The organism is Caulobacter sp. BE254 (genome assembly GCF_031457295.1).
In the GTDB taxonomy this organism is placed as follows: Bacteria; Pseudomonadota; Alphaproteobacteria; order Caulobacterales; family Caulobacteraceae; genus Caulobacter.
The window spans coordinates 185,354-207,229 of sequence record NZ_JAVDWJ010000008.1 but is presented as its reverse complement, the minus strand read 5'-3'; the positions used below and the strand labels follow the sequence as shown (position 1 = coordinate 207,229).

General features: G+C 69.3%; 21 protein-coding genes. 9 read left to right on the top strand and 12 right to left on the bottom strand.

Features of this window, described 5'->3' with window-relative positions:
• Window positions 1-30 precede the first annotated feature (30 nt).
• Window positions 31-1,254: a multidrug effflux MFS transporter gene (locus tag J2X41_RS16140; RefSeq protein ID WP_310083077.1), complete on the top strand. Its 1,224-nt coding sequence runs from the start codon at window positions 31-33 to the stop codon at window positions 1,252-1,254.
• Window positions 1,255-1,264: 10 nt separating this feature from the next.
• Here the strand turns inward: J2X41_RS16140 and J2X41_RS16135 are convergent, their stop codons facing one another.
• Entirely contained in the window at window positions 1,265-2,869 is a 1,605-nt protein-coding gene (locus J2X41_RS16135) for a cisplatin damage response ATP-dependent DNA ligase (RefSeq protein ID WP_310083043.1), read from the bottom strand.
• A gap of 107 nt (window positions 2,870-2,976) precedes the next feature.
• On the opposite strand from J2X41_RS16135, the gene J2X41_RS16130 reads away from it, so the two are divergent.
• Together J2X41_RS16130 and J2X41_RS16125 are read left to right on the top strand one after the other, a co-directional pair.
• Window positions 2,977-3,942 (top strand): DUF2167 domain-containing protein, encoded by a 966-nt coding sequence (locus J2X41_RS16130; RefSeq protein WP_310083042.1) that lies wholly within the window; start codon window positions 2,977-2,979, stop codon window positions 3,940-3,942.
• Between the two features lie 93 nt (window positions 3,943-4,035).
• Complete coding sequence (locus tag J2X41_RS16125; protein WP_310083041.1) at window positions 4,036-4,446, top strand: PaaI family thioesterase; 411 nt, start codon at window positions 4,036-4,038, stop codon at window positions 4,444-4,446.
• An 18-nt stretch (window positions 4,447-4,464) separates the two neighbouring features.
• Here the strand turns inward: J2X41_RS16125 and J2X41_RS16120 are convergent, their stop codons facing one another.
• Window positions 4,465-5,472, bottom strand: coding sequence for a ligase-associated DNA damage response exonuclease (locus tag J2X41_RS16120; protein ID WP_310083040.1), 1,008 nt, complete (start codon window positions 5,470-5,472; stop codon window positions 4,465-4,467).
• 59 nt (window positions 5,473-5,531) lie between these two features.
• On the opposite strand from J2X41_RS16120, the gene J2X41_RS16115 reads away from it, so the two are divergent.
• Together J2X41_RS16115 and J2X41_RS16110 are read left to right on the top strand one after the other, a co-directional pair.
• On the top strand, window positions 5,532-6,023 hold the full coding sequence (locus J2X41_RS16115) for a PaaI family thioesterase (protein WP_310083076.1): 492 nt from the start codon (window positions 5,532-5,534) through the stop codon (window positions 6,021-6,023).
• Window positions 6,020-6,439 (top strand): PaaI family thioesterase, encoded by a 420-nt coding sequence (locus tag J2X41_RS16110; RefSeq protein WP_310083039.1) that lies wholly within the window; start codon window positions 6,020-6,022, stop codon window positions 6,437-6,439. The genes J2X41_RS16115 and J2X41_RS16110 overlap by 4 nt, the downstream gene beginning before the upstream one ends.
• Window positions 6,440-6,785: 346 nt before the next feature.
• On the opposite strand, the gene J2X41_RS16100 is transcribed toward J2X41_RS16110, so the two are convergent.
• Entirely contained in the window at window positions 6,786-7,703 is a 918-nt protein-coding gene (locus J2X41_RS16100) for a histone deacetylase (RefSeq protein WP_310083038.1), read from the bottom strand.
• 79 nt (window positions 7,704-7,782) lie between these two features.
• Between J2X41_RS16100 and J2X41_RS16095 the strand changes: the two genes are divergently transcribed.
• Window positions 7,783-8,640: an acyl-CoA thioesterase II gene (locus J2X41_RS16095; RefSeq protein WP_310083037.1), complete on the top strand. Its 858-nt coding sequence runs from the start codon at window positions 7,783-7,785 to the stop codon at window positions 8,638-8,640.
• An 81-nt stretch (window positions 8,641-8,721) separates the two neighbouring features.
• On the opposite strand, the gene J2X41_RS16090 is transcribed toward J2X41_RS16095, so the two are convergent.
• The 9 genes from J2X41_RS16090 to J2X41_RS16050 all read right to left on the bottom strand — a co-directional run bounded on the left by J2X41_RS16090 (window position 8,722) and on the right by J2X41_RS16050 (window position 17,509).
• Window positions 8,722-9,303, bottom strand: a complete 582-nt coding sequence (locus J2X41_RS16090) for an NUDIX hydrolase (RefSeq protein WP_310083036.1) — start codon at window positions 9,301-9,303, stop codon at window positions 8,722-8,724.
• Window positions 9,304-9,313: 10 nt separating this feature from the next.
• Window positions 9,314-9,871: a ribosome maturation factor RimM gene (rimM, locus tag J2X41_RS16085; protein WP_310083035.1), complete on the bottom strand. Its 558-nt coding sequence runs from the start codon at window positions 9,869-9,871 to the stop codon at window positions 9,314-9,316.
• A 75-nt stretch (window positions 9,872-9,946) separates the two neighbouring features.
• Complete coding sequence (gene rpsP, locus J2X41_RS16080; RefSeq protein WP_310083033.1) at window positions 9,947-10,492, bottom strand: 30S ribosomal protein S16; 546 nt, start codon at window positions 10,490-10,492, stop codon at window positions 9,947-9,949.
• 24 nt (window positions 10,493-10,516) lie between these two features.
• Window positions 10,517-12,040 carry a signal recognition particle protein gene (ffh, locus tag J2X41_RS16075; protein ID WP_310083032.1) on the bottom strand — a complete coding sequence of 508 codons (1,524 nt, stop codon included), beginning with the start codon at window positions 12,038-12,040 and terminating at the stop codon, window positions 10,517-10,519.
• A 190-nt stretch (window positions 12,041-12,230) separates the two neighbouring features.
• Window positions 12,231-12,623 carry a VOC family protein gene (locus J2X41_RS16070; RefSeq protein WP_310083031.1) on the bottom strand — a complete coding sequence of 131 codons (393 nt, stop codon included), beginning with the start codon at window positions 12,621-12,623 and terminating at the stop codon, window positions 12,231-12,233.
• A gap of 79 nt (window positions 12,624-12,702) precedes the next feature.
• Window positions 12,703-14,835, bottom strand: a complete 2,133-nt coding sequence (locus J2X41_RS16065) for a M10 family metallopeptidase C-terminal domain-containing protein (protein WP_310083030.1) — start codon at window positions 14,833-14,835, stop codon at window positions 12,703-12,705.
• 52 nt (window positions 14,836-14,887) lie between these two features.
• On the bottom strand, window positions 14,888-15,343 hold the full coding sequence (locus tag J2X41_RS16060) for a hypothetical protein (protein ID WP_310083029.1): 456 nt from the start codon (window positions 15,341-15,343) through the stop codon (window positions 14,888-14,890).
• A 192-nt stretch (window positions 15,344-15,535) separates the two neighbouring features.
• Window positions 15,536-16,537 (bottom strand): TraB/GumN family protein, encoded by a 1,002-nt coding sequence (locus J2X41_RS16055; RefSeq protein ID WP_310083028.1) that lies wholly within the window; start codon window positions 16,535-16,537, stop codon window positions 15,536-15,538.
• A gap of 42 nt (window positions 16,538-16,579) precedes the next feature.
• Complete coding sequence (locus J2X41_RS16050; protein WP_310083027.1) at window positions 16,580-17,509, bottom strand: hydrogen peroxide-inducible genes activator; 930 nt, start codon at window positions 17,507-17,509, stop codon at window positions 16,580-16,582.
• A gap of 182 nt (window positions 17,510-17,691) precedes the next feature.
• On the opposite strand from J2X41_RS16050, the gene ahpC reads away from it, so the two are divergent.
• The 3 genes from ahpC to J2X41_RS16035 all read left to right on the top strand — a co-directional run bounded on the left by ahpC (window position 17,692) and on the right by J2X41_RS16035 (window position 21,669).
• The gene (ahpC, locus tag J2X41_RS16045) at window positions 17,692-18,255 is read left to right on the top strand and encodes an alkyl hydroperoxide reductase subunit C (protein ID WP_028039395.1); all 564 of its coding nucleotides are present in this window, start codon (window positions 17,692-17,694) and stop codon (window positions 18,253-18,255) included.
• A 167-nt stretch (window positions 18,256-18,422) separates the two neighbouring features.
• Window positions 18,423-20,012, top strand: coding sequence for an alkyl hydroperoxide reductase subunit F (gene ahpF, locus J2X41_RS16040; RefSeq protein ID WP_310083026.1), 1,590 nt, complete (start codon window positions 18,423-18,425; stop codon window positions 20,010-20,012).
• Window positions 20,013-20,280: 268 nt separating this feature from the next.
• Window positions 20,281-21,669, top strand: a complete 1,389-nt coding sequence (locus tag J2X41_RS16035; protein ID WP_310083025.1) for an intermediate filament-like cell shape determinant CreS — start codon at window positions 20,281-20,283, stop codon at window positions 21,667-21,669.
• Window positions 21,670-21,876: the final 207 nt, after the last annotated feature.

The window sequence follows — 21,876 nt, the reverse complement described above, 5'->3', positions numbered from 1 at the left end:
CCGCGCCCCGCCACCGGCCCCCATCCGGGCATGGGCTTTGGCCAGTTCGTCGCCTTGATCGCGGCGATGATGGCCACCAACGCCCTGGCCATCGACTCGATGCTGCCGGCCATGCCGCAGATCGGCCTGGCCCTGAACGTGGCCAGCGCCAACGAGCGCCAGTGGATCCTGACCGCCTACCTGCTGGGTTTCGGCGTGGCCCAGATCGTCTACGGCCCCCTGGCCGACCGCTACGGTCGCAAACCCGTGCTGCTGGCGGGCCTGTCGCTGTACGTCGTCTTCGCCGCCCTCTGCGCCTTCTCCACCTCGTTCGAGATGCTGCTGGTCGCCCGCGCCCTGTGCGGGGTCGGGGCGGCGGCCACCCGGGTGCTGTCGGTGTCGATCGTCCGCGACTGCTACAGCGGCCGGCAGATGGCGCGGGTGATGTCGCTGTCGTTCATCGTCTTCCTGGGCGTGCCGATCGTCGCGCCCTCCGTCGGCCAGGCCATCCTGCTGGTCGCGCCCTGGCCGTGGGTGTTCGGCGTCCTGTCGATCTTCGGTCTGGCGGTGATCGCCTGGTCGTGGATCAAGCTGCCCGAGACCCTGCATCCGCAGGACCGCGTGCCCCTGGAGGTCACGCCGGTGCTGGCGGCGTTCAGGGAGTGCCTGACCAACCGGGTCGCCGTCGGCTACACCCTGGCCGCCACCCTGGTTCTGGGCGGACTGTTCGGCTTCCTCAACTCGGCCCAGCAGGTGTTCGTCGACGTGCTGGGGGCGGGCAAGTTCTTCCCGCTGATCTTCGCGGGCATCGCCGGCGGCATCGCCGTCTCGTCCCTGCTCAATTCCCGCATCGTCGGACGCCTGGGCATGCGGCTGGTCTCGCATGTCGCGCTGCTCGGCTATATCGGCTTCGCGGTGGTCCACGCCCTGGTCGCCCTGAGCGGCCATGAGACCCTGTGGACCTTCTCGCTGCTTCAGGCGGGGATGATGTTCTGCTTTGGCCTGGTGATGTCGAACTTCGGCTCGATCGCCATGGAGCCGCTGGGCCACCTGGCCGGCACGGCGGCTTCGGTGCAGGGATTCATCACCACCATCGGCGGGGCGCTGTTCGGCTTCTGGATCGGCCAGCTGTTCGACGGCACGACCGTGCCCCTGACCTTGGGTTTCGCCGGCTTCGGCATCGCCGGCCTGCTGGCCGTGCTGATCACCGAGAAGGGCCGGATGTTCCATGCCGGCGCCGGCGTGGCGGCCGCGGAAGGGGCGGGGGTCCACTAACCGCTGTCATTCAGTCCAGCATCCGCTCCAGGGTCTCCAGCTCGTCCGCCTCGCGCGAGGGCTTGTCCCAGCGGATACGGTTGATGCGAGGAAAACGCATGGCCACGCCCGACTTGTGGCGGGTGGAGCGCTGCAGGCCCTCGAACGCCACCTCGAACACTAGGCCGAACTCCAGGTCGGCGCGCACCGAGCGCACCGGGCCGAACCGCTCGACGGTATGGTCGCGCACGAACTTGTCGATCTGTTTCAGCTCTTCGTCGGTAAAGCCGAAATAGGCCTTGCCCACCGGCGTCAGGTGGCGCGTCCCGGTCTCATCCTCGCGCCAAACGCCGAAGGTGTAGTCGGAATAGAAGCTGGACCGCTTGCCGTGGCCGCGCTGGGCGTACATCAGCACGGCGTCGATCAGGCGCGGGTCGCGCTTCCACTTGAACCATGGCCCCTTCGGGCGGCCCGGTTCGTAGACGCTGTCCCAGCGCTTGAGCATCAGGCCCTCGGCGATGGTGGGATCGCCCTCCGGCGGCCGGGCGCGCAGGGCCGCCAGCTCTTCCCAGGTCGCGAACGGCTGGATCGGCGACAGGTCGATGCGCGGGCTGGCCGCCTGGCCCACGAACGCCTCCAGCCGCATTCGCCGTTCCCTGAACGGCAGGCCGCGCAGGTCGGTCTCGCCGTCCAGCAGCAGGTCGTAGGCGCGGATGCCCGCCGGAAAGGCCGACAGCTGCTTGGCGTCGACCGTCTTGCGGTTCAGCCGCTGCTGCAGGTCGCCGAAACTGGCCACGACGCCGTCGCGCATCACCAAGAGCTCGCCGTCGATCGCCCCTTCAAAGGTCAGAGCCTCGACCACGTCGGGGAAGGTCGCGGAGATGTCGTCGCCGGTGCGGGTGTAGAGCCGCTTCTCGCCGCGCTCGCTGACGGCCTGGACGCGGATGCCGTCCCACTTCCACTCGGCGGCGTAGTCGGCCGGGTCCAGCTTGGCGAAATCGACCGCCTCGTCGATCGCCTGGGCCAGCATCACCGGCCGGAACCGTCCCGGCGCGTCGGGCGAGGGCTGTTCCGAGCGGCCCTCCAGCCAGGCGAACAGGTCGCCATAGGGCGGGGTCATGGCATGCCAGACCTCCTCGACCTGGCCGATCTCCACCTGGCCGAAGTCGGCGCAGGCCTGCTTGGCCAGCCGCGCCGAGACGCCCACCCGCAGTCCGCCGGTCATCAGCTTCAGCAAGGCCCAGCGGCCGTCGGCGTCCAGGGCGTCCAGCCAGCCCTCGATCAGCCGCTGCACCTCGGTTCGAGATGCGGTGCGCAGGCTCTCGACCACCTCCGACAGGTCGGGTTCGCGGTTGGCGCCGGGCTTCTGGGGCCAGACCAGGGCGACAGTCTCGGCCAGGTCGCCGACATAGTCGTAGGACCAGGCGAACAGCTGGGCGTCCATCCGGCCCTCGACGGCCTTGCGGATGAAGGCCGGCTTGGCGGCGTTGAAAGACAGCGCCCCGGTCAGGGCCGCCAGCACCCAGCCGCGTTCGGGATCGGGCGTCTCGCCCAGGAAGTCCCGGATCAGGGTCAGCTTGGCGTTGCGCGAGCTGGTCAGGGACAGCCGGTCGAGAAGGTGGGCGAAGGCGCGCATGGTCGTCCTTCAACGCGCGAAATCGCGCCGGGGCCAAGCCTTTTCCCATATGGCCAAGTTTGATTCGCCACGCTAGCCTCGGCTGAGTTGTTTGGGGGAAACACGTCTTGCGTCAGTTCCAAGCCGCCGTCGCGGCCGCCGTCCTCACCGTCGCCGCGCCCGCGTTCGCGGCCGACCAGCCCTCCGCCCCGCCGGCGGTCACGGCCTCCGCGCCGGACCTGTCCTGGCAGGACAGGCTGGAGCGCCACACCGGCGTCGTTGACCTGCCGCAGGCCAAGGCCCGGCTCAACCTCGGGACCGACTACTACTATCTCGACGCGGCGGCCTCGCGCCGCGTGCTGGTCGAAGGTTGGGGCAATCCGCCCGACGCCGCCGACGGCGTGCTGGGCATGATCTTTCCCGCCCGCTTCAAGCCGCTGGACGGACCGTCGTGGGGCGCGGTCATCACCTACCAGGATTCCGGCTACGTCGCCGACAAGGACGCGCGCGACACCGACTACGACAAGCTGCTGGACGACCTGCGCCAGTCCGAGCCCGAGCAGAACGCCGAACGTGAGAAGGCCGGCTATGCCAGCCTGCACCTGGTGGGCTGGGCCGAGCGGCCGACCTATGACGCCGCCCGGCACGCGGTGATCTGGGCGCGCGAGCTGAAGGCCGGCAACGCCTCGGTCGACACCCTGAACTACGACATCCGCCTGCTGGGCCGCAAAGGCGTGCTGAGCCTGAACGTCATCTCCAGCATCAACGACCTGCCCGAGGTGCGCGCCGCCGCCGGCCACATCGCCGACCAGGCCGCCTTCGTGCCGGGTCAGACCTATGCCGACTTCCACAAGGGCCAGGACAAGATGGCCGAGTACGGCGTCGCCGGCCTGATCGCCGCGGGCGTGGGCGCCGCGGCGGCCAAGAAGCTGGGCCTGCTGGCGATCCTGGTCATCTTCCTCAAGAAGGGGGCGGTGGTGCTGGTGGCGGCGTTCGGCGCGGTCGCCGCGTGGTTCCGCAGGACCTTCCTGGGCAAGAAGGACGTCGCGACGCAGGGCTCAAAGCCGCCCAGCGGGCCAGACCTGATCTCCTAGGGAGCGGCGACGGCTCTGGGGCGAGGCTGGGCTTGCGAGTGGTTCGAACATCTGTTTGAATTGCCGTGTCCGGAGCCCGGACCCGGAGGCGCCATGACCCCGCCCGAACCGTTCGTCCCCCATCCCCGCAAGAGTCCGCTGACCACGCCGTGGGAGCCAATCTTCGCCGATATCCGCGAGGACCGCTGGGTGCTGGCCGTGGAGTTGCGCGAGCCGCACGCAAACTCCCGCGGCGGCCCGCACGGCGGTCTGATCGCCGCCCTGGCCGACAACGCCATGGGCCTGTCGTGCGGGGTGGTGCTGGCCCGGCTGGAAATCCCCAGCAAGAGCCTGGTCACGGTCTCGCTGGGGCTCGACTACCTGGCCGCCGCGCAGATCGGCCAATGGCTGGCGTTCGACACCGACTTCATCAAGCCGGGCAAGAGCCTGTGCTACGCCGAGGCCACGGTGCGGGCCGACGACAAGCCGGTGGCGCGAGCCCGAGCGACCTTCAAGGTGGTGTGAGAGGTGGCGGTGACGCCCCTATTCCCCCTCTTCCTCATCATACCCGACAAGCCGCAACGCCCGGGCCGGTATGCCCTGCAGTTCGCACCAGCGCTCCAGGGCCTCCTCGCGGCCGTGGGTGATCCACACTTCGCCGGGACGCAGCTCGTCGAGGGTGGCGGTCAGTTCGTCCCAGTCGGCGTGGTCGGAGATGATCAGCGGCAGTTCCACGCCGCGCTGGCGGGCCCTGGCTCGCACCCGCATCCAGCCGCTGGCGAAACAGTCCACCGGATCCGGGAAGCGCCGCGACCAGCGGTCGGCCAGGGCCGAGGGCGGGGCGACGATGATCGCGCCCTCGAAATCCTTCTTCGCGCCGGTCGTGGCAGGCGCCAGAAGGCCCAGGTCGACGCCGTGGCGGCCATAGAGCCGGTTCAGCCGCTCCATCGCGCCGTGCACGTGGATGGTCCGGTCCCAGCCGGTCTCGCGCAGCAGGCGGATCACCCGCTGGGCCTTGCCCAGGGCGTAGGCGCCGACGATGTGCGAGCGTTCCGGAAACTGCTCGACCGACTTGAGCAGGGCCGCCACCTCGCCCTTGTCGTCAGGATGGCGGAAGACGGGCAGGCCGAAGGTGGCCTCGGTCACGAACACGTCGCAGGGCACGGGCTCGAAGGCCGGGCAGGTGGGATCGCGGCGGCGCTTGTAGTCGCCGGAGACCACGATGGTCATGCCTTTCCAGCGGATCACCGCCTGGGCCGAGCCCAGCACGTGCCCGGCCGGGACCAGCCCGACCTCGACGCCGTTGTGGGTGAAGGTCTCGCCATAGGCCAGCGGCTGGCGACGGCCGGCGAAGTCCTCGCCAGAGCGCTCGGCCATGATCGCCAGGGTCTCGGGCGTGGCGGCGACCACGCCGTGTCCGGCCCTGGCGTGGTCGGCGTGGCCATGGGTGATCACCGCCCGGTCCACGGGGCGGACGGGGTCGATATAGAAGTCTCCGGGCGGGCAATAGAGCCCGTCGGGCTTCGGGCAGATCAGATCCTGCGGCTTCATTGGCTGGATATGGGAACGCGCGCGGCTATAAACCTATCCCCATGACGACAGACAACAGCATGGGCGAACAGCACCGGTTCATCGCCAACGCCATGAACGAAGGCAGCCCGCAGGCGCGCGCCCTGGGCCTGGTGACCCTGGAGATCGGCGACGCGGTCGCCATCCTCAGGGCGCCCTATCGGCCCGAGATCGTCGGCGACCCGGAGACCGGGGTGATCGCCGGCGGGGTGGTGACCACCCTGCTCGACCACGCCAGCGGCCAGGCGGTGCACGCCGCCCTCAGCGAATGGACCTCGATCGCCACCCTGGATCTGCGCATCGACTATATGCGGCCGGCCCAGCCAGGCCGCGACGTGCTGGCCCGCGCCCATTGCTACAAGGTCACCCGCTCGGTCGCCTTCGTGCGGGCCGTGGCCTACGAGGACGACCCCGACGATCCGGTGGCCGCCGCCCAGGCGGCCTTCATGCTGGACTCCAGCGCCGGCAAGAAGCCCGGCGCCAACCTCAAGCCGCCCCGCGGCAAGGCCTCTGGCGAAGGAAACGCCGCATGAGCGACGCCGACACCCGCCTGAGCGCCGTGCTGGGCTCGATCCCCTACGCCAAGTTCATCGGCATGCGCGCCGAGCTGGCCGGCGACGAGATGACCGCCATCCTGCCGTTCTCCGACCACATCATCGGCAATCCGATGCTGCCGGCCATCCATGGCGGCGTGCTGGGCGCCTTCATGGAGATGACCGCCCTGGCCCAGCTGTCGGTGGCCGAGCCGCTGAAGCGCCAGCCGCGCACCATCGACATCTCGATCGAATACCTGCGCTCGGGCCGGCCCCTGACCACCTTCGCCCGCGCCAAGATCAACAAGGTCGGTCGACGGATCGCCAACGTCCATGTCGAGGCCTGGCAGGAGCAGCGCGCCGCCCCCATCGCCGCCCTGCGCGGCCATTTCCTGCTGACCGCCGCCGAGGACTGATCCGGCCGGCGAACGCTGGTCTCAAAGGTGAAAGTTTCCACTGTAACGGTTTCAAACGATAACATTACACCAGTGTAATGCCAATTTGCGCCGTCAACGTTTCTTAAAAACGCTTCATGAAGCAAAGGTAACGGGTGTTCACCATCCCGCGGGCCTATACCCCTGATCACCGGACGCGGACGGCGCGCCGGACCCACAGGGAACCAAGACCATGACCTTCTCGAACAACGCCTTTTCCGGTTTCGCCAGCATCGTCCTGGCCATGCTGCCCCTCGTCGTGATCGCCGGTTCGCTCGTCTCGAGCTTCTAGGTGATCGCCGCGTAGCTCCACCGGGCTTGCGACCCCTCAGGCTCCCAGAGCCGTGCGGGCCGCCCGGTGGAGAAGGGCGTGACGATGCGCCAGACGATCGATGTCGGCGTCGTATCCACCGCCGATCACCCCGGCCACGGGGATCCCCCTCTCCAGACACGAACCCAGGACGAACGCCTCGCGCCGCGCCAGGCCGTCGTCGCTCAAGTTCAGACGCCCCAGCTTGTCGTCCGCATGCGGATCGACCCCGGCGTTGAGGAACACCAGGTCCGGCGCCACCCGGGCCAGCAGATCCGGCAGGATCGCCTCCAGCTTTCCCAGATAGACGTCGTCGCCCGTGCCGTCCGGCAGGTCGACATCCAGATCGCCGGCCGCCTTGCGGGCCGGAAAGTTCTTCCCGGCGTGCATCGAGAAGGTGAAGACGCTGGGATCATTTTCGAAAATTCGCGCGGTGCCGTCGCCCTGGTGGACGTCGAGATCGACGACCAGCACCTGGCCGACCTCGCCCTCCTCCAACAGCCGCCGCGCCGCCACCGCCACGTCGTTGAACACGCAGAAGCCGGCGCCAGTGTCGGCCTGGGCGTGGTGGCTGCCGCCGGCGGTGTTGCAGGCGATCCCGTGGGCCAGCGCCAGGCGCGCCGCCGCCAGCGTGCCGCCCACGGCCGCCTGGGCCCGGCGCGCCACCGACTCGGTGTTGGGCAGGCCCACCCGCCGGGCGACGTCGGCCGGCAGGGTCAGGTCGAGCACGCCGCGCACATAGGCCGCCTCGTGGACCAGCAGCAGGCTGTCCAGGTCGATCGGCTCGGGAAGGACGAAGCCCGCCGGTCCCGCGACGCCCTCGGCCTCCAGCACGGCCGCCAGGCGCGCGAACTTGTCCATCGGAAAGCGGTGCCCCGCCGGCATCTCCGCGCGGAAGGCGGGATGGTGGACGATGGGCGGAACGGAAGCGGCCATGACCCAACGATGGGAAAGGCGCGGCCTTGACGCAAGGTCACGTCTTGCCCCGCCGGTTCCACGCGCCTAACCAACCGCCATGCGCACGCCCGAGAACCTCGCCGAAATCCTGACCCTCGAGCCCATCGAGGTGAACCTGTTCCGGGGCGTCAGCCCCAATGACGGCTTCCCGAGGATCTTCGGCGGCCTGGTCATCGCCCAGGCCCTGACCGCGGCCTACAAGACCGTGCCCGACCGCATCTGCCACTCGCTGCACGCCTATTTCATCCGACCCGGCGACGTGAACGCGCCGGTGCTCTACGAGGTCGAGCGGGCCCGCGACGGCGGCACCTTCACCACGCGCCGGGTGGCGGCCATCCAGCACGGCGAGCAGATCTTCAACCTGGCCTGCTCGTTCCAGACCCCTGAAGAGGGGCTGGAGCATCAGATGGGCATGCCCGACGCGCCCGATCCGGAAAGCCTGCCGACCGAGGCCGAGTACCTACGCTCGCTGGGCGACGAGTTGCATCCGCGCTTCATCAAGATGGCCGAGCATCCCCGGCCGGTGGACCTGCGCTGGGTCGACCCGCAGCATCCGACCCGACCCACGCCAAAGCCCTCGACCAAGCAGGTGTGGATGCGGGCCCGGGCGCCGATCGGCGAGGACGTCCGCCTGCAGCAATGCGCCCTGGCCTACGCCTCGGACATGGCCTTCATGGAAAGCGCCCTGCGTCCGCACGGCCTGATCTGGACGACGCCTGGCCTGCAGGCCGCCAGCCTCGACCACGCCATGTGGTTCCACCACCCGTTCGACTTCAACGACTGGATCCTGTTCTCGCAGGACAGCCCGTCGGCCTCGCAGGGCCGCGGCCTGGTGCGCGGCCAGATGTTCAGCCGCGACGGCAAGCTGGTGGCCTCGGTGGCCCAGGAATGTCTGATGCGGGTGCGGAAGGGCTAGGAGCATCGCGCGGAAAAGCGGGCGCCGGTTTTTCGAAAAAGCGAAGCGAGACCAAAAAGCTAGAGCAAGGGTTGGCTTGCTCTAGGCGGCTGACTCGCCGCCGACGCTGATCGTCGCCACGCCCGCCTGGGTCAGGCCCCGCAACAGCGAGCCCACCTGCATGCCTACCACCAGTTCGCCGGCCAGGGCCATGCGCACCGCCTCGGTGGCCGTGACCCAGAAGCGCTCGATGCGTTCAGCGGGGTCGTCCTTCGGCTCGGCGACCTGGACCACGTCGCGGGCCAGGATCGTGTGGACGCGGTTGGTATGGGTGCCGGTGTTGGGTCGGGAATCGCCCACCCAGGTCATGGCGCCGGCGCAGCCGGTTTCCTCCAGCAGTTCGCGGGCCGCCGCGGCGCAAGGGTCGGTGTCGGCGGGATCCACGCCCCCAGCTGGCAACTCGACCGAAAACCCGCCCATGGCATGTCGGTACTGTCGCACCAGGAGCACGTTGTCTTCGGCGTCCAGGGCCACGACCTCGACCCAGTCCGGATATTCCAGCACGTAGTAGGGCGCGACCGGCACGTCGTTCTCGGTCAGGCAATCGTCGGCGCGCAGGGCGATCCAGCGGTCCTTGTGGATGTAGCGCGACGCCGTCACCCGCCATTTGCCGTCGGTCGTCATGGCCGAGCTCCTAGATCTGGTCGTCGTCCTCGATCGGGCCTTCCGGCTCGCCAACCATCACGGGCGGATCCGCCAGGACCAGACCCTCGGCGAGTCTTATCTCGGGCACGGCCGCGCGCGTGAACGGCAAATACCAGGTCTGGCCGCCCAGGGCCGGGGTGATCTCCAGGAGGTCGTCGGCCCCGAAGTTCTGGACGCTCTTGATCTTGCCGATCAGGTCGTTGGTGGTCACGTGGCGCACGGTCAGGCCGATCAGGTCGGCCAGGTAGAATTCATCCTCGTCCGGCTCGGGCAGGGCCGAGCGCGGGACGTAGAGGCGCAGGCCGCGCAGGGCGTCGGCGGCTTCCTTGGTGTCGATCCCCACGCAACGGGCGACGACGCCGTCCTTGGCCGCGCGGGCGGTGGCCAGGGTCAGGGCGGGCGAGCCGTCCTGGCGCGTCAGCACCTTGAACCGCGTCAGGGTCAGCGGGTCCTCGGTATAGGCCGCGATCCGCACCTCGCCGCGCACGCCGAAAGCGCCGGCGACGCGGCCGACCAGGATCAGGGTCTGCGAGGGAGACTGGGTCATGGGCGTGACTTGGGGAGTGCACAAAAGAAAACGCCGCCGCCGAACGGGTGTCCGGCGGCGGCGCTTCCGAGGGCCTTAGCCTTCGGTGGTTTCTTCCGAAGCCGGGGCTTCTTCAGCGGCGGCCTCGCCGGCGGGAGCCTCTTCGGCGGCGGCTTCGGCCGGAGCTTCCTCGGCGACGACTTCCGGTTCCGGAGCCGGAGCGGCGGCGGCTTCGGCGGCCGCGGCGGCGGCGGCTTCAGCGGCAGCCTTGGCGTCTTCCTTGGCCTGGGCTTCGGCGGCGGCGCGGTCGGCGTCGCGCTGGGTGCGCTCGGCGTCACGTTCCTGGGCCTTCTTGCCCGGCTTGGCCTTCTCGGGGTTGTTGCCGTGGGTCCACTGGACCAGGCCTTGGGCGGCCAGGAAGCGGGCGACACGGTCGGTCGGCTGGGCGCCCTTGGCGAGCCAGGCCTGGATCGACTCGACCTTCAGGGTCACGCGCGCGGCGTCGTCCTTCTTGAGCAGCGGGTTGTAGGTGCCGACCTTCTCGATGAAGCGGCCGTCGCGGGGCGAGTGGCTGTCGGCAACGACGATCGAGTAGTAGGGACGCTTCTTGGCGCCGCCACGGGCGAGACGGATCTTCAGCATTGTCGTAGTCCTTGGTCTAAAGTTCTATTTCTTGAACGGGTTGAAGCCGGGCAGGCCCAGGCCGGAAAGAGGGTTGGGCTTGTCGCCGCCGCCCCCGAGACCCGGCATGCCGGGCAGCCCCGGAAGGCCTTGGCCTCCCGCTGCATTGGGATCGGGCTGGGGGGCCTTCCCCCCGCCCATGGATTTCAGTCGGGACATGTCGCCGCCGCCCATCATCTGGGCCATGCGGGCCATGCCCTTGCCGCCGTCCTTGCTCATGGCCTTGAACATGTCGGCCATCTGGCGGTGCTGCTTGAGCAGGCGGTTGACCTCGGCGACGTCGACCCCGGCCCCGGCCGCGATGCGGCGCTTGCGCGAGGCGGCCAGGATGTCGGGCTTCTTGCGCTCCAGCTTGGTCATCGAGCCGATGATCGCCTGCTGGCGGCGGAAGATGCTGTCGTCGATGCCGCTCTCGGCGATCTGCTTCTTGACCTTCTGGACCCCGGGCAGCAGGCCCATGATGCCCTGCATGCCGCCCATCTTCTGCATCTGGCCCAGCTGAGCCGACAGGTCGTTCAGGTCGAACTGGCCCTTGGCCAGCTTCTTGGCCATGCGCTCGGCTTCGGCCACGTCCAGATCCTGGGCGGCCCTCTCGACCAGGGCGACGACGTCGCCTTGCCCGAGGATCCGGCCGGCCACCCGGCGGGCGTCGAACACGTCCAGGGCGTCGATCTTCTCGCCGGCCCCGAGGAACTTGATCGGCAGGCCGGTGACATGGCGCATCGACAGCGCTGCGCCGCCCCGGCCGTCGCCGTCGGCGCGGGTCAGGATCAGGCCGGTCAGCGGCAGGCGCTCGTGGAAGGCCTTGGCCGTGCGCACGGCGTCCTGGCCGGTCAGGCTGTCGGCGACCAGGATGGTCTCGGACGGCGTGGCGATGCGGGCGATTTCCGCCGCCTCGCTCATCATCGCCTCGTCCAGCGTGGTGCGGCCGGCGGTGTCGAGGATCAGGACGTCGTAGCCGCCCAACTTGGCGGCGGTCAGGGCGCGGCGGGCGATGTCGGCGGCGCTCTGGCCCGCGACGATCGGCAGGCTCTCGACCTCGACCTGCTTGGCCAGCATGGCCAGCTGTTCCATGGCGGCCGGGCGGCGGGTGTCGAGCGAGGCGACCAGCACCTTCTTGCGCTCGATCTTGTTCAGCCGCAGGGCCAGCTTGCCCGTGGTGGTGGTCTTGCCCGAGCCCTGGAGGCCGGCCATCAGGATCACCGACGGCGGGTTCAGGGCCAGGTTCAGGCCGGTGGGGACCTCGCCGCCCAGCATGTCGACCAGGCCGTCATAGACGATCTTGACCACCTGGTCGGCCGGCTTGACCGAGCGGATGACCGCCTCGCCCGAAGCGCTTTCCTTGGCCTTGCTGATGAAGTCCTTGACCACCGGCAGGGCGACGTCGGCTTCCAGCAGGGCGACGCGGACCTCGCGCAGCGCCTCATCGACGTCCTTCTCGGACAGCACGCCGCGACCGCCAAGGCGGTCGAAGACCCCTGAAAGTCGCTCTGTAAGGCCGTCGAACATGCGAAACTCGCGCTAAACCAAGACCCAAACGCGATCAGCCCCCATGGACGATCACGTCGATGGGGGTCCTCACCGGCCTCGTCCAGATGGATCCCGCGCTAGCGGGCTGGGGTCGTGACGGTAGAGGCGCTGCTGATGAAGCGCCGGAAGCGCGCGCTTATGCACGAAAGGGGACGGGGAGTCAAAACGATCAGCCCCGCAACTCCAGCCCGTTGCCTTCCGGATCCGACAGGTAGAGCGAGGTCGCCTCGCCGGTCGAGCCGTAGCGTTCGCCGATGTCGCCGATCGTAACGCCGTGGCTTTCCAGGTGCGCTCGCACCGTGTCGACGTCGAAGTCGACCACTCGCAGACACAGATGGTCCATGTTGTGGCCGTCCGCGCCCGGCGCCGCGCCGCCCGTTTGGCCCAGGTGGCCGGCGACGTCGACCAGGTCGATCAACTGGGCGCCGGCGCGCAGTTGCACCAAGCCGATGGCGTCCTGCCGCCGCTCGACCCCGCAGCCCAGCACCTGGACATAGAACCGCTCCATCAGGGCCGGGTCGCGGGCGCGGATCACCACGTGGTCGATGCCGAGCAGGCGCATGGCGAAGGTCTCCGACGAATGTCCCGCCGAGGTGTTCACGGTCGGCCGGCCCGGCAAGGCCGGCCGACGCGTGTTTGCTTCAGAGCAGCCAGCCGCTGGTCGACAGGCTGCTTCCCGACACCAGCACGGCGAAGTCGGAATTGGCGTCGCCGTCCAGGTCGCCCCAGATGACCGAGGCCTGGCTGAACAGCCCGCCCAGGCCGAACGCGCCCAGGTCGACGCCGCCCAGGGCGCCGACCGCCGAGAAGATGCTGGCATAGCTGCTGACCATGATCTGGCCCAGGCCGCTGGCGGTGAGGTGCGAGACCAGCGAGAAGGCCTGGTCGCCGTCCAGGGCGCTGTTGGCGTCCAGGGCGCTGAAGTCGAACAGGTCGCTGCGACCGTAGTCGCTGACGAAGTCGATCGACCGGCCCCCGGTCCCGAACGAGGCGTTGTCGAAGACGAAGATGTCGCCGCCGCCGCCGCCGACCAGGATATCGAAGTCGGCTCCGCCGTTCAGCCGGTCGGCGCCCGACCCGCCCAGCAGGATGTCCTTGCCGCCGGCCCCGAACAGGCTGTCGGCGCCGCCTTCGCCGCTCAGCAGGTTGAAGGCGTCGTTGCCCTCGATCACGTTGGCCGCACCGTTGCCCGTGCCCAGGGCGGCGTCGCCGATCAGCCGCAGGTTTTCCAGGTGGGTCGAAAGGCTGTAGCTGATCGAGCTCCAGACGGTGTCGATTCCGCCGCCGGCCAGTTCGGTCACCGTGTCGCGCCAGGTGTCGACGACGTAGCGATCGTCGCCGGCCCCGCCGGTCATCCTGTCGACGCCCGTCCCGCCGTCCAGCACGTCATTGCCCAGGCCGCCGAGAAGAATGTCAGCGCCGTCGCGGCCCTCCAGCGTGTCGTTGCCGGCGTTGCCGGTCAGGGTGTTGGCGGCGGCGTTGCCGATCAGCCGGTCCGAGCCGGAGCCGCCGACCCCGTTCTCGATCGTCGCGCCATAGGCGATGCCGACATTGTCGGTCAGACGGCCGACCACCGGATGGGCCGCCAGCGCGGCCATGTTGGAATTATACGTCGCCAGGGCCACGGGGGCGTAGCCGGCCGCCGCCCGGTTGGCGTTGACCTGCTCGAACGATGGGGCGGTGTCGTAGGTCACCCCGCCGATGCTGCTGAGCGAACCGGGGGTCAGGTCGATGATCTGGTCGGTCGCGTAGCCCGAGGCGTCCAGGGTGTCGATCCCGCCGGCGTCCCAAATGGCCATGACCGGGGCCGTGGTCTTGGTGAAGTCGTAGGAATCGCGACCGGCGTTGCTGTTGAAGCCGTAGGTCGTGTCGCCCGTGCGGGTGGTCATGTCGGCGCCGTAGATCGCCTGGATGGCGGCGATGTCGTGCACCAGGGGCGTGGAGGCGTAGACCGTGGTCGACAGGTTGAAGTCGAAGTGCCGCGCGCCAGTCTCGGAGGCGGCGAAGTAGGACATGATGCTGTAGGCCCGGCTGTCCTGGTAGTACTCCGCGTCGGCCGCGTAGGTGATGCTGACGCCGGGAGCGGCGTTGTAGTCGCCAGGGTGCTCCAGCCCCAGGGCGTGGCCGCTTTCGTGGGTCAGGGTGTGGATGCCGTAGAGGCCCTCGTCCAGCTGGAAGTTGCTGGGCTGGTTGGCGCTGATCCAGACGTCGCCGGCGATCAGGTCGGCGTTGTCGGGCGTGTAGTCGTGGGGCAGGTAGGCATAGGCCTGGGTGCCGGGGCGGTTGGTGTAGTTGGCGAAGGTGATGTCGGCCTGTTCGGGCGCGGTCTCCACCAGGGTCGGGGCGATCAGGTCGTCCCAGCTGGCCATGGCCTCGCGGGCGGCGGCCTTCTGGTCCTCGGTGAACGGCGCGAAGCCGAAATATTCGGTGCGACCGTACAGCTGGCCGTCCTGTTCGTAGACATAGGGCTCGGCGAACATGCTTTCGGCGGTGTGGAAGCCGAAGTTCAGCACGCTGACGTCGCCGTCACGCGGGGTGGCATGGGCGGCGTCGCCGGGGGTCCAGGCGGCGTCGCCGCGGTTCAGCTGCGCGATCACCTGCTCGATCGTGAACACCGGCTTGTCGCGGATCGTGCCGCCCTGGCCGTCCACCGAGGCGTTGACCGGCGCGACCGAGACATCCAGCGCGGCGACCGCGTCGGTCGGCCCCTGGAACACCGGATAGCCGGTCTCGTGATCGAGATCCTGGTCCAGGCTTTCGTCGTGAAGGCGCATCGGTTCTTTCCGTGGGCTGGTGTTGACGTCGTTTTTCGTCGGGCGGGCGAGGTCAGGGTGTTGGCCGCGATCGCCACGGCAGGGTCTCGCCGAGCGCGGCGTTCACGGCCGCGTCGAACCGGGGGGTGGGCTTGGCGGGGCCGGTCGGCAGGGCCGTTGCGCGCGGCGCGGCGCCGAACAGCTCGGACGGCGCGGCCGTGGCGCGGAAGACGCGCAGGCTGAAGACCAGCAGCGGGCCGTCGCGGCCTTCGCCCGGCTGGAGGTTGGCGTGGAACAGCAGGACGGCGGTGTCGGCGGCGATCAGGGCCGGATCGCCCGGCGCCAGCAGCACCACGGGGATCGGCGCCTTGTCGGCGGCCAGGGCCCTGACCCGCTCGCAGAGCGCGGCTTGAAGCTGGCGGCGATCCGGCGCGCGGTCGGGGTCGACCAGGCACTGGACGCCCAGCCGCCTGGCGCCGTCCCAGGCCAGGACCGGGGTAGAGGCCGCGGCTGCGTCGCCATTAATCATGACCCCAATCGGGGACAGGGCGCAGGCCCATGCCATGAAGTGTCGAATTGGCGACATGCATTTCCCGCGGCCGATCCGTCCGAGGCGTCTTCGGCCCCGGGACCTTCGCCAGGAAATCTGCGCTATGCAAGCCCAAGATGTATTGTGAAGCTTACATATTTCGCCGTGTGGTCAAGCTTGCCGCGACGCGCCTCAGTCGACGGGCGAGGTGATGGTCGCACCCGAGGCCTTCAGGCGATCCAGGACGCCGTTAGCCGGCAGCAGGAAGGCCAGGTCGACGACGGCGATGGTCACGCCGGGCCGGTTCAGGGCTTCGTTCAAGGCGTCGGCCGACTGCCCGATCTGCTGGGCCAGCAGGGCCGGGCCGCCAGGCGCGCGCATGACGCAGCGCTGGGCGGCGGAGCTGGAGTAACGGGCCCGCACGCTGGCCAGGTCGCCGTTGGCCCAGTCGGTCCCGATGTCGGTCGGATGGGCGCCGTCATATTCCAGCTCGGTCAGGGCGTCGCGCAGGCAGGCCAGGTTGGCCTCGTCCGACAGCTTGCCGGCGCTGGCGAGGATCGGGCCCAGGCGGTACTGGCTCATCGCCTTGACCTTGACGCCCTTGGCCTTGGCCATGCGCTCGATCGTGCTGACCGGCTTGGCTTCGGACAGGCCGGCCGCCTGGCGGAAGTCCGACAGCAGGATGAAGCCGGCCACGGCGGGCTTCCAGTCCTTGTAGGGCACGGCGGTGCGTCCGGCGCGCTCGCGAGCGCTGACGAACCGGGCCTTCAGGTCGGCCGGGAGACGCTCCTCCAGGTTCTTGCTGAACGGGCCGTAGCGCACCCCGCCCCCGCCGGTCAGGAAGAACTTGGTGACCTGCAAGGGCCCTACCGACGCTTCTGGCGGCACCAGGACCAGGCTGGCCTGGTCCATGGCGCGGTTCAGGCGCGGGCTGTCCCACTTCAGTTGGTGCGGCAGGGGCGGAGCCGAGCCGACCACATAGAGCTTGGCGCCGCCCTTCTCGACCAGCCAGAGGGCGGGGCCAGGCGGCCGGGCGACCACCTGCAACTCCTCGACCACGGCGCTGCCGGGGTCCTGAGGGAACAGCTCGACGGTCCGGGGCGGTGGCGGGGGGGTCTGGGCCCACGCCTGCGGGGCCAGGGCGGCCAAGCCGAGGGCCGCGCCGCCGATCAGCGCTGGTATGCGTCGAACCATGGGCGTCCTCGTCTCGTGAAGCGTAGCGGAAGAATAGGTGCTCTAATGCCGTGGCGAAAGCGCGGCGGGCGGCAGGTCGCGCAGGGTCTGGGCCAGCAGCCGGCCCTCGGCGCCGCGGCTGGAGCCCGCCCGCCAGGCGACGACGATCTCGCGGCTGGAATGATCGGAGTCCAGCGGCCGGATGGTGACCGGCGCGTTGTGGGCCAGACCCGCGGCCACGGCCATCGACGGCAGGAACGACACGCCCAGGCCCGAGCCGATCATCTGCACCAGGGTGGGCAGGGACGTGGCCGCGAAGCTTTCCTCGTCACCGAGGCTGGAGCCGCGCGGCGGCTCCAGCCCACAGGCGGCCAGGGCGTGGTCGCGCAGGCAGTGGCCGTCCTCGAGCAGGATCATGTCGTCGCCGCGCAGGGTTTCCGGATCGACCCGGTCGAAGGCCGCCATGCGGTGGTTGGCCGGGGCGGCGGCCAGCAGCTCGTCGTCCTCGACATGGGCCCAGTCCAGGCCGGTCATGTCGTAGGGCAGGGCGATCAGGGCCGCGTCCAGGCCGCCCGACTTCAGGGCGGCGATCAGCCGATGGGTCAGGTCCTCGCGCAGATAGAGCTTCAGCTTGGGGAACTGTTCGCGCAGTGCCGGCAGGGCGCGGGGCAACAGGTAGGGGGCGACGGTGGGGATCACCCCCAGGCGGAACCGGCCGGCCAGGGGCTGGCCCGCCCCGCGGGCCGCCTGCACCAGGTCCTCGGCCTGGGCCAGGATCGCCTCGGCGCGGCGCACGGCCTCCTGGCCGGCGGCGGTCAGGATCACGCCAGACCGGGCGCGGTCGACCACCGGGGCGCCGAGGATCTTTTCCAGCTCCTGGATGCCGGCCGACAGGGTCGGCTGGGTGACGTGGCAGGCCTCGGCCGCCCGACTGAACGAACCATGCTCCGACAGGAGCTTCAGATATTGCAGCTGACGCAGGGTGGGGAGCATGTCCGCAAGATAGGGACGATCTATCGGAAATCAAAAGATAATCGGCGAGATCTTTGCTGCGCCCGCGAACGCGTCGGGCGGTGCCTATAGATTCACCCTATCGTCAAGAATGAAACAATCGATTGGTCCTATGAGCTTCCCTTGCGTAGAAGGGCCTTCGCAATTCCTTGCAGGAGAACTTCATGTCCTTGATCAACACCCAGATCAAACCCTTCACCGCCCAGGCCTACAAGGGCGGCAAGTTCGTCGAGGTCAGCGACGCAGACCTGAAGGGCAAATGGTCCGTCGTGTTCTTCTACCCGGCCGACTTCACCTTCGTCTGCCCGACGGAGCTGGAAGACCTGGCCGACAACTACGCCACGTTCCAGCGCCTGGGCGTCGAGATCTACGCCGTGTCGACCGACACCCACTTCTCGCACAAGGCCTGGCACGACACCTCGCCGGCCATCGGCAAGATCCAGTACACCATGGTCGGCGACCCCTCGGGCCAGATCACCAACAACTTCGGCGTCATGCGCGAAGGCGTCGGCCTGGCCGACCGCGGCACCTTCCTGATCGATCCGGAAGGCGTGATCCAGTTCGTCGAAGTGACCGCCGAAGGCATCGGCCGCAACGCCATCGAGCTGCTGCGCAAGATCAAGGCCGCCCAGTACGTCGCGTCCCACCCGGGCGAAGTCTGCCCGGCCAAGTGGGAAGAGGGTGAAAAGACCCTCGCCCCGTCGCTCGACCTGGTCGGCAAGATCTAAGCCCGCCAACGACTTGCCGCGGCCCCCAAAGGCGCGGCGGGGTTCGCCGCTGGTTCCTCCGTCCCTTGATGGGCTTGGGAACCGGCGGCTTCGCCCCCCATTCCAGACATTCCAAAAAAGATCCGGCGTCGCGTCCCTCCCCGCGCGCCTGAAAGTCGGAGCCCGCCATGTTGGACGATGGTCTGAAGACCCAGCTGAAAGCCTATCTGCAGAACCTGCGCCAGCCGATCGAGCTGATCGCCTCGCTGGGCGAGGGCCAGGGCTCCAAGGACATGCTGGCGCTGCTCGAGGACGTGGCCGGGACCTCCGACAAGGTCAGCCTGAACCTGGCCGGCGACGACGCCCGCAAGCCGTCGTTCGCGATCGCCCGCGCTGACGGAAGCGCGGATGTCCGTTTCGCCGGCCTGCCCCTGGGCCACGAGTTCACCTCGCTGGTGCTGGCCCTGCTCCACGTCGGCGGCCACCCGCCGAAATTCGACGCCGAGGTGCTGGACCAGGTCCGCGCCCTGGAAGGCGAGTTCCGCTTCGAGACCTATTTCTCGCAGAGCTGCCAGAACTGCCCGGACGTGGTCCAGGCGCTCAACACCATGGCGGCCCTGAACCCCGCCATCACCCACGTGGCCATCGACGGCGCGCTCTTCCAGCAAGAAGTTGAAGCGCGCCAGATCATGGCCGTGCCGACCATCCTGCTGAACGGCCAGCCGTTCGGCCAGGGCCGCATGAGCCTGGAACAGATCCTGGCCAAGCTGGACACCGGCGCCGTGGCCCGCGAGGCCGAGAAGCTCAAGACCAAGGACGCCTTCGACGTTCTGGTGGTCGGCGGTGGTCCCGCCGGGGCCGCGGCGGCGATCTACGCCGCCCGCAAGGGCATTCGCACCGGGGTGGCCGCCGAGCGCTTCGGCGGCCAGGTGCTGGACACCATGGCCATCGAGAACTTCATCTCGGTGTCGCACACCGAAGGCCCCAAGCTGGCCTCGGCCCTGGAGCAGCACGTCAAGGACTACGATGTCGACATCATGAACCTGCAGAAGGCGGTCGGCCTGGTCCCGGCCAGGACGCCGGGCGGCCTGATCGAGGTCAAGCTCGAGAACGGCGCCAGCCTGAAGTCGCGCAGCGTGATCCTGGCCACCGGCGCCCGCTGGCGGAACATCAACGTGCCCGGCGAGGCCGAGTACAAGAACAAGGGCGTGGCCTATTGCCCGCACTGCGACGGCCCGCTGTTCAAGGGCAAGCGCGTGGCGGTGATCGGCGGCGGCAACAGCGGCGTCGAGGCGGCCATCGACCTGGCCGGCCTCGTCGCCCACGTGACCCTGATCGAGTTCGACAGCCAGCTGCGCGCCGACGCGGTGCTGCAGCGCAAGCTGGCCAGCCTTCCCAACGTCCGGATCGTCACTTCGGCCCTGACCACGCAGGTGCTGGGCGACGGGACCAGGGTCACCGGCCTGACCTACAAGGATCGCAACCACGACCAGGTTCATACGGTCGACCTGGAAGGCGTGTTCGTGCAGATCGGCCTGGTCCCCAACACCGAGTGGCTGAAGGACACGGGCGTGGCCCTGACGCCGCGCGGCGAGATCGAGGTCGACCACCGTGGCGAGACCTCGCTGCCCGGCGTGTTCGCCGCCGGCGACGCGACGACCACGCCCTACAAGCAGATCATCATCGCCATGGGCGAGGGGTCGAAGGCGGCCCTGTCGGCCTTCGACTACATGATCCGCCTGGAGCCGGCGGTCCCGGCCGAGCAAGAGGCCGCCTGAGGCTTTCGCACGGGGCGAAAACGCCTCCGATCGATCTGCTCGAAGCCGCCGCGACCGCTCGTTTTGCGGTCGCGGCGGCTTTCGCGCGCCGGCTTCGTGCATTTGGCGATGCGTCAATGCGCCTCTCGCCGAACGCGTGATCTTCACCTCGACAGCAATCTTGGGCGCGGGCTATCCTGTTAACGAATGGGCAAATGATTCTGCGCGGCTGAGGGGCCGAATCGGCGCGATGGGCGTCGAGCCGCGGGGTCGTTAAGGGGTGGGCAAGATGAGGCTGCTGTCGAAGGGCGATCGCAACACCAAGAGCGGCGTCAAGCCGGTGATGCTGGCCGCCGAGAACGATCGTCCCGAGGTCGACGGCGGCGTCGACCGTCTGGTCGAGGCCACCCAGGCCATCGGCGTCCGCTACGAGACCATCCACGGCGGGCTGGACAGCATCAGCCGCGTCGTCGAGCACCTGCGGGCCATCGAGCCGCTGCTTTCCGAGATCCGGGGTCCGGTCGCCGAGGAGTTCGAGGCCCGTCGCGCCGAGCACGCCGAGCTGATCGCCCTGCGCGCCGCCCATGACCAGGCCGCCCGCCAGCTGGCCGTCGTCCAGGCCGAGGAGCGCGAGCTCTCGGCCCGTCTGGCGACCACCGACGCGGCCCTGACCGAGTCCGAGGCGCGCCGCCAGTCGCTGGACGTCGCCCTGGAAGACAGCGCGCTGGAAATCGACCGCCTGCGCAACGGCCTGCAGCAGTCCGAGCTCAAGGTCGGCGGCCTGGAGGCCGCGCTGCGCGACGCCACCGCCCGCGCCGAACACCTGGCCCAGGACGTCGAGACCCTGCGGACCCAGACCCAGGATATCGACGCACGTCGCGGCGAGTCCGAAGCCGCCCTGGCCGCCGCCCGGCAGCAGTCGGCCCTGCAGGTCGAGGAGCTGGGCACGGTGAAGAAGCGCCTGGAACAGGCCGGCGCCGACGTCGCCCGCCTGTCGCGCATCGAGACCGAACTGGAAGCCCAGGTCGCCGCCGAGCGCGCCCGCGTGCTGGCCGCCGACAACGCCCTGGCCACGGTCCAGGCCGACAGCGCCCGCACGATCCGCGGCCTGGAAGCCCAGGTCGAAGCCGGCCGCGCCGAGGCGCTGGCCCTGCAGACCCGTCTGGAGACCGCCACCGGCCGCGCCGACAAGCTGGAAGAGATGAACGGCCAGATCTCTGGCCGTCTCAACGAGAGCAGCGCCCAGCAGCAGGCCGTCGAGCGCCGGGCTGGCGACCTCAATGTCGCCCTGGAGCGCGCCTTGGAACGGGTTCGCAATCTTGAGGACGAGGTCGAAGACCTGCGTGGCCGCCATGCCGGCGTCGACACCGCTCGCGCGGCGGCGATCGAGCGCGCCGACCAACTGGCCAAGGCGGTCGGCGCCCACGAGAAGGCGCTCAAGCGGTCCGAGGAACGCGCCGCCCAGCTGCGGACCCGCTTCGAGGCCCTGCAGGCCTCCGAAGACGAGGTCCGCCGCGCCCACGACGACAAGGTCGCCGAGATGCAGGCCGAGATCGAACGGATCCGCTCGGAGGCCGCCCTGGCCGAAGGCGCTCTTGAATCGGCCCGCCGCGACCGCTCGCGCCTGCAAATGGCCTTGCTGGGCGCCACCAGCGACGACATGCAGGCCGCCAGCTAGCCTTCCGGATCGGCTCTGGCCGATCGAGGCGTTGGATCATCCTCGAACCCCGGGCCTCGCGCCCGGGGTTTTAGTTTGGGCGCGCCACACGATCTCTACCTAAGAGATCATATATTGACGTTTCCTCCATAGAGTGATCACCCTTCCGACAGGGCTTGGGCGATCGACGCGGGCGCGACGCCGCGTGACTCCCGGCCGGCAGGGCGG

Coding starts and splice junctions, on each gene's coding strand:
- J2X41_RS16095 (WP_310083037.1), top strand. CDS start 7,783: ATGCGCACGCCCGAGAACCTCGCCGAAATCCTGACCCTCGAGCCCATC.
- ffh (WP_310083032.1), bottom strand. CDS start 12,040: ATGTTCGACGGCCTTACAGAGCGACTTTCAGGGGTCTTCGACCGCCTT.
- J2X41_RS16065 (WP_310083030.1), bottom strand. CDS start 14,835: ATGCGCCTTCACGACGAAAGCCTGGACCAGGATCTCGATCACGAGACC.
- J2X41_RS16140 (WP_310083077.1), top strand. CDS start 31: ATGGGCTTTGGCCAGTTCGTCGCCTTGATCGCGGCGATGATGGCCACC.
- J2X41_RS16055 (WP_310083028.1), bottom strand. CDS start 16,537: ATGGTTCGACGCATACCAGCGCTGATCGGCGGCGCGGCCCTCGGCTTG.
- J2X41_RS16125 (WP_310083041.1), top strand. CDS start 4,036: ATGACCCCGCCCGAACCGTTCGTCCCCCATCCCCGCAAGAGTCCGCTG.
- J2X41_RS16120 (WP_310083040.1), bottom strand. CDS start 5,472: ATGAAGCCGCAGGATCTGATCTGCCCGAAGCCCGACGGGCTCTATTGC.
- J2X41_RS16050 (WP_310083027.1), bottom strand. CDS start 17,509: ATGCTCCCCACCCTGCGTCAGCTGCAATATCTGAAGCTCCTGTCGGAG.
- rimM (WP_310083035.1), bottom strand. CDS start 9,871: ATGACCCAGTCTCCCTCGCAGACCCTGATCCTGGTCGGCCGCGTCGCC.
- J2X41_RS16060 (WP_310083029.1), bottom strand. CDS start 15,343: ATGATTAATGGCGACGCAGCCGCGGCCTCTACCCCGGTCCTGGCCTGG.
- J2X41_RS16135 (WP_310083043.1), bottom strand. CDS start 2,869: ATGCGCGCCTTCGCCCACCTTCTCGACCGGCTGTCCCTGACCAGCTCG.
- J2X41_RS16070 (WP_310083031.1), bottom strand. CDS start 12,623: ATGCGCCTGCTCGGCATCGACCACGTGGTGATCCGCGCCCGCGACCCG.
- rpsP (WP_310083033.1), bottom strand. CDS start 10,492: ATGCTGAAGATCCGTCTCGCCCGTGGCGGCGCCAAGAAGCGTCCCTAC.
- J2X41_RS16090 (WP_310083036.1), bottom strand. CDS start 9,303: ATGACGACCGACGGCAAATGGCGGGTGACGGCGTCGCGCTACATCCAC.
- J2X41_RS16035 (WP_310083025.1), top strand. CDS start 20,281: ATGAGGCTGCTGTCGAAGGGCGATCGCAACACCAAGAGCGGCGTCAAG.
- J2X41_RS16115 (WP_310083076.1), top strand. CDS start 5,532: ATGGGCGAACAGCACCGGTTCATCGCCAACGCCATGAACGAAGGCAGC.
- ahpC (WP_028039395.1), top strand. CDS start 17,692: ATGTCCTTGATCAACACCCAGATCAAACCCTTCACCGCCCAGGCCTAC.
- J2X41_RS16100 (WP_310083038.1), bottom strand. CDS start 7,703: ATGGCCGCTTCCGTTCCGCCCATCGTCCACCATCCCGCCTTCCGCGCG.
- J2X41_RS16110 (WP_310083039.1), top strand. CDS start 6,020: ATGAGCGACGCCGACACCCGCCTGAGCGCCGTGCTGGGCTCGATCCCC.
- ahpF (WP_310083026.1), top strand. CDS start 18,423: ATGTTGGACGATGGTCTGAAGACCCAGCTGAAAGCCTATCTGCAGAAC.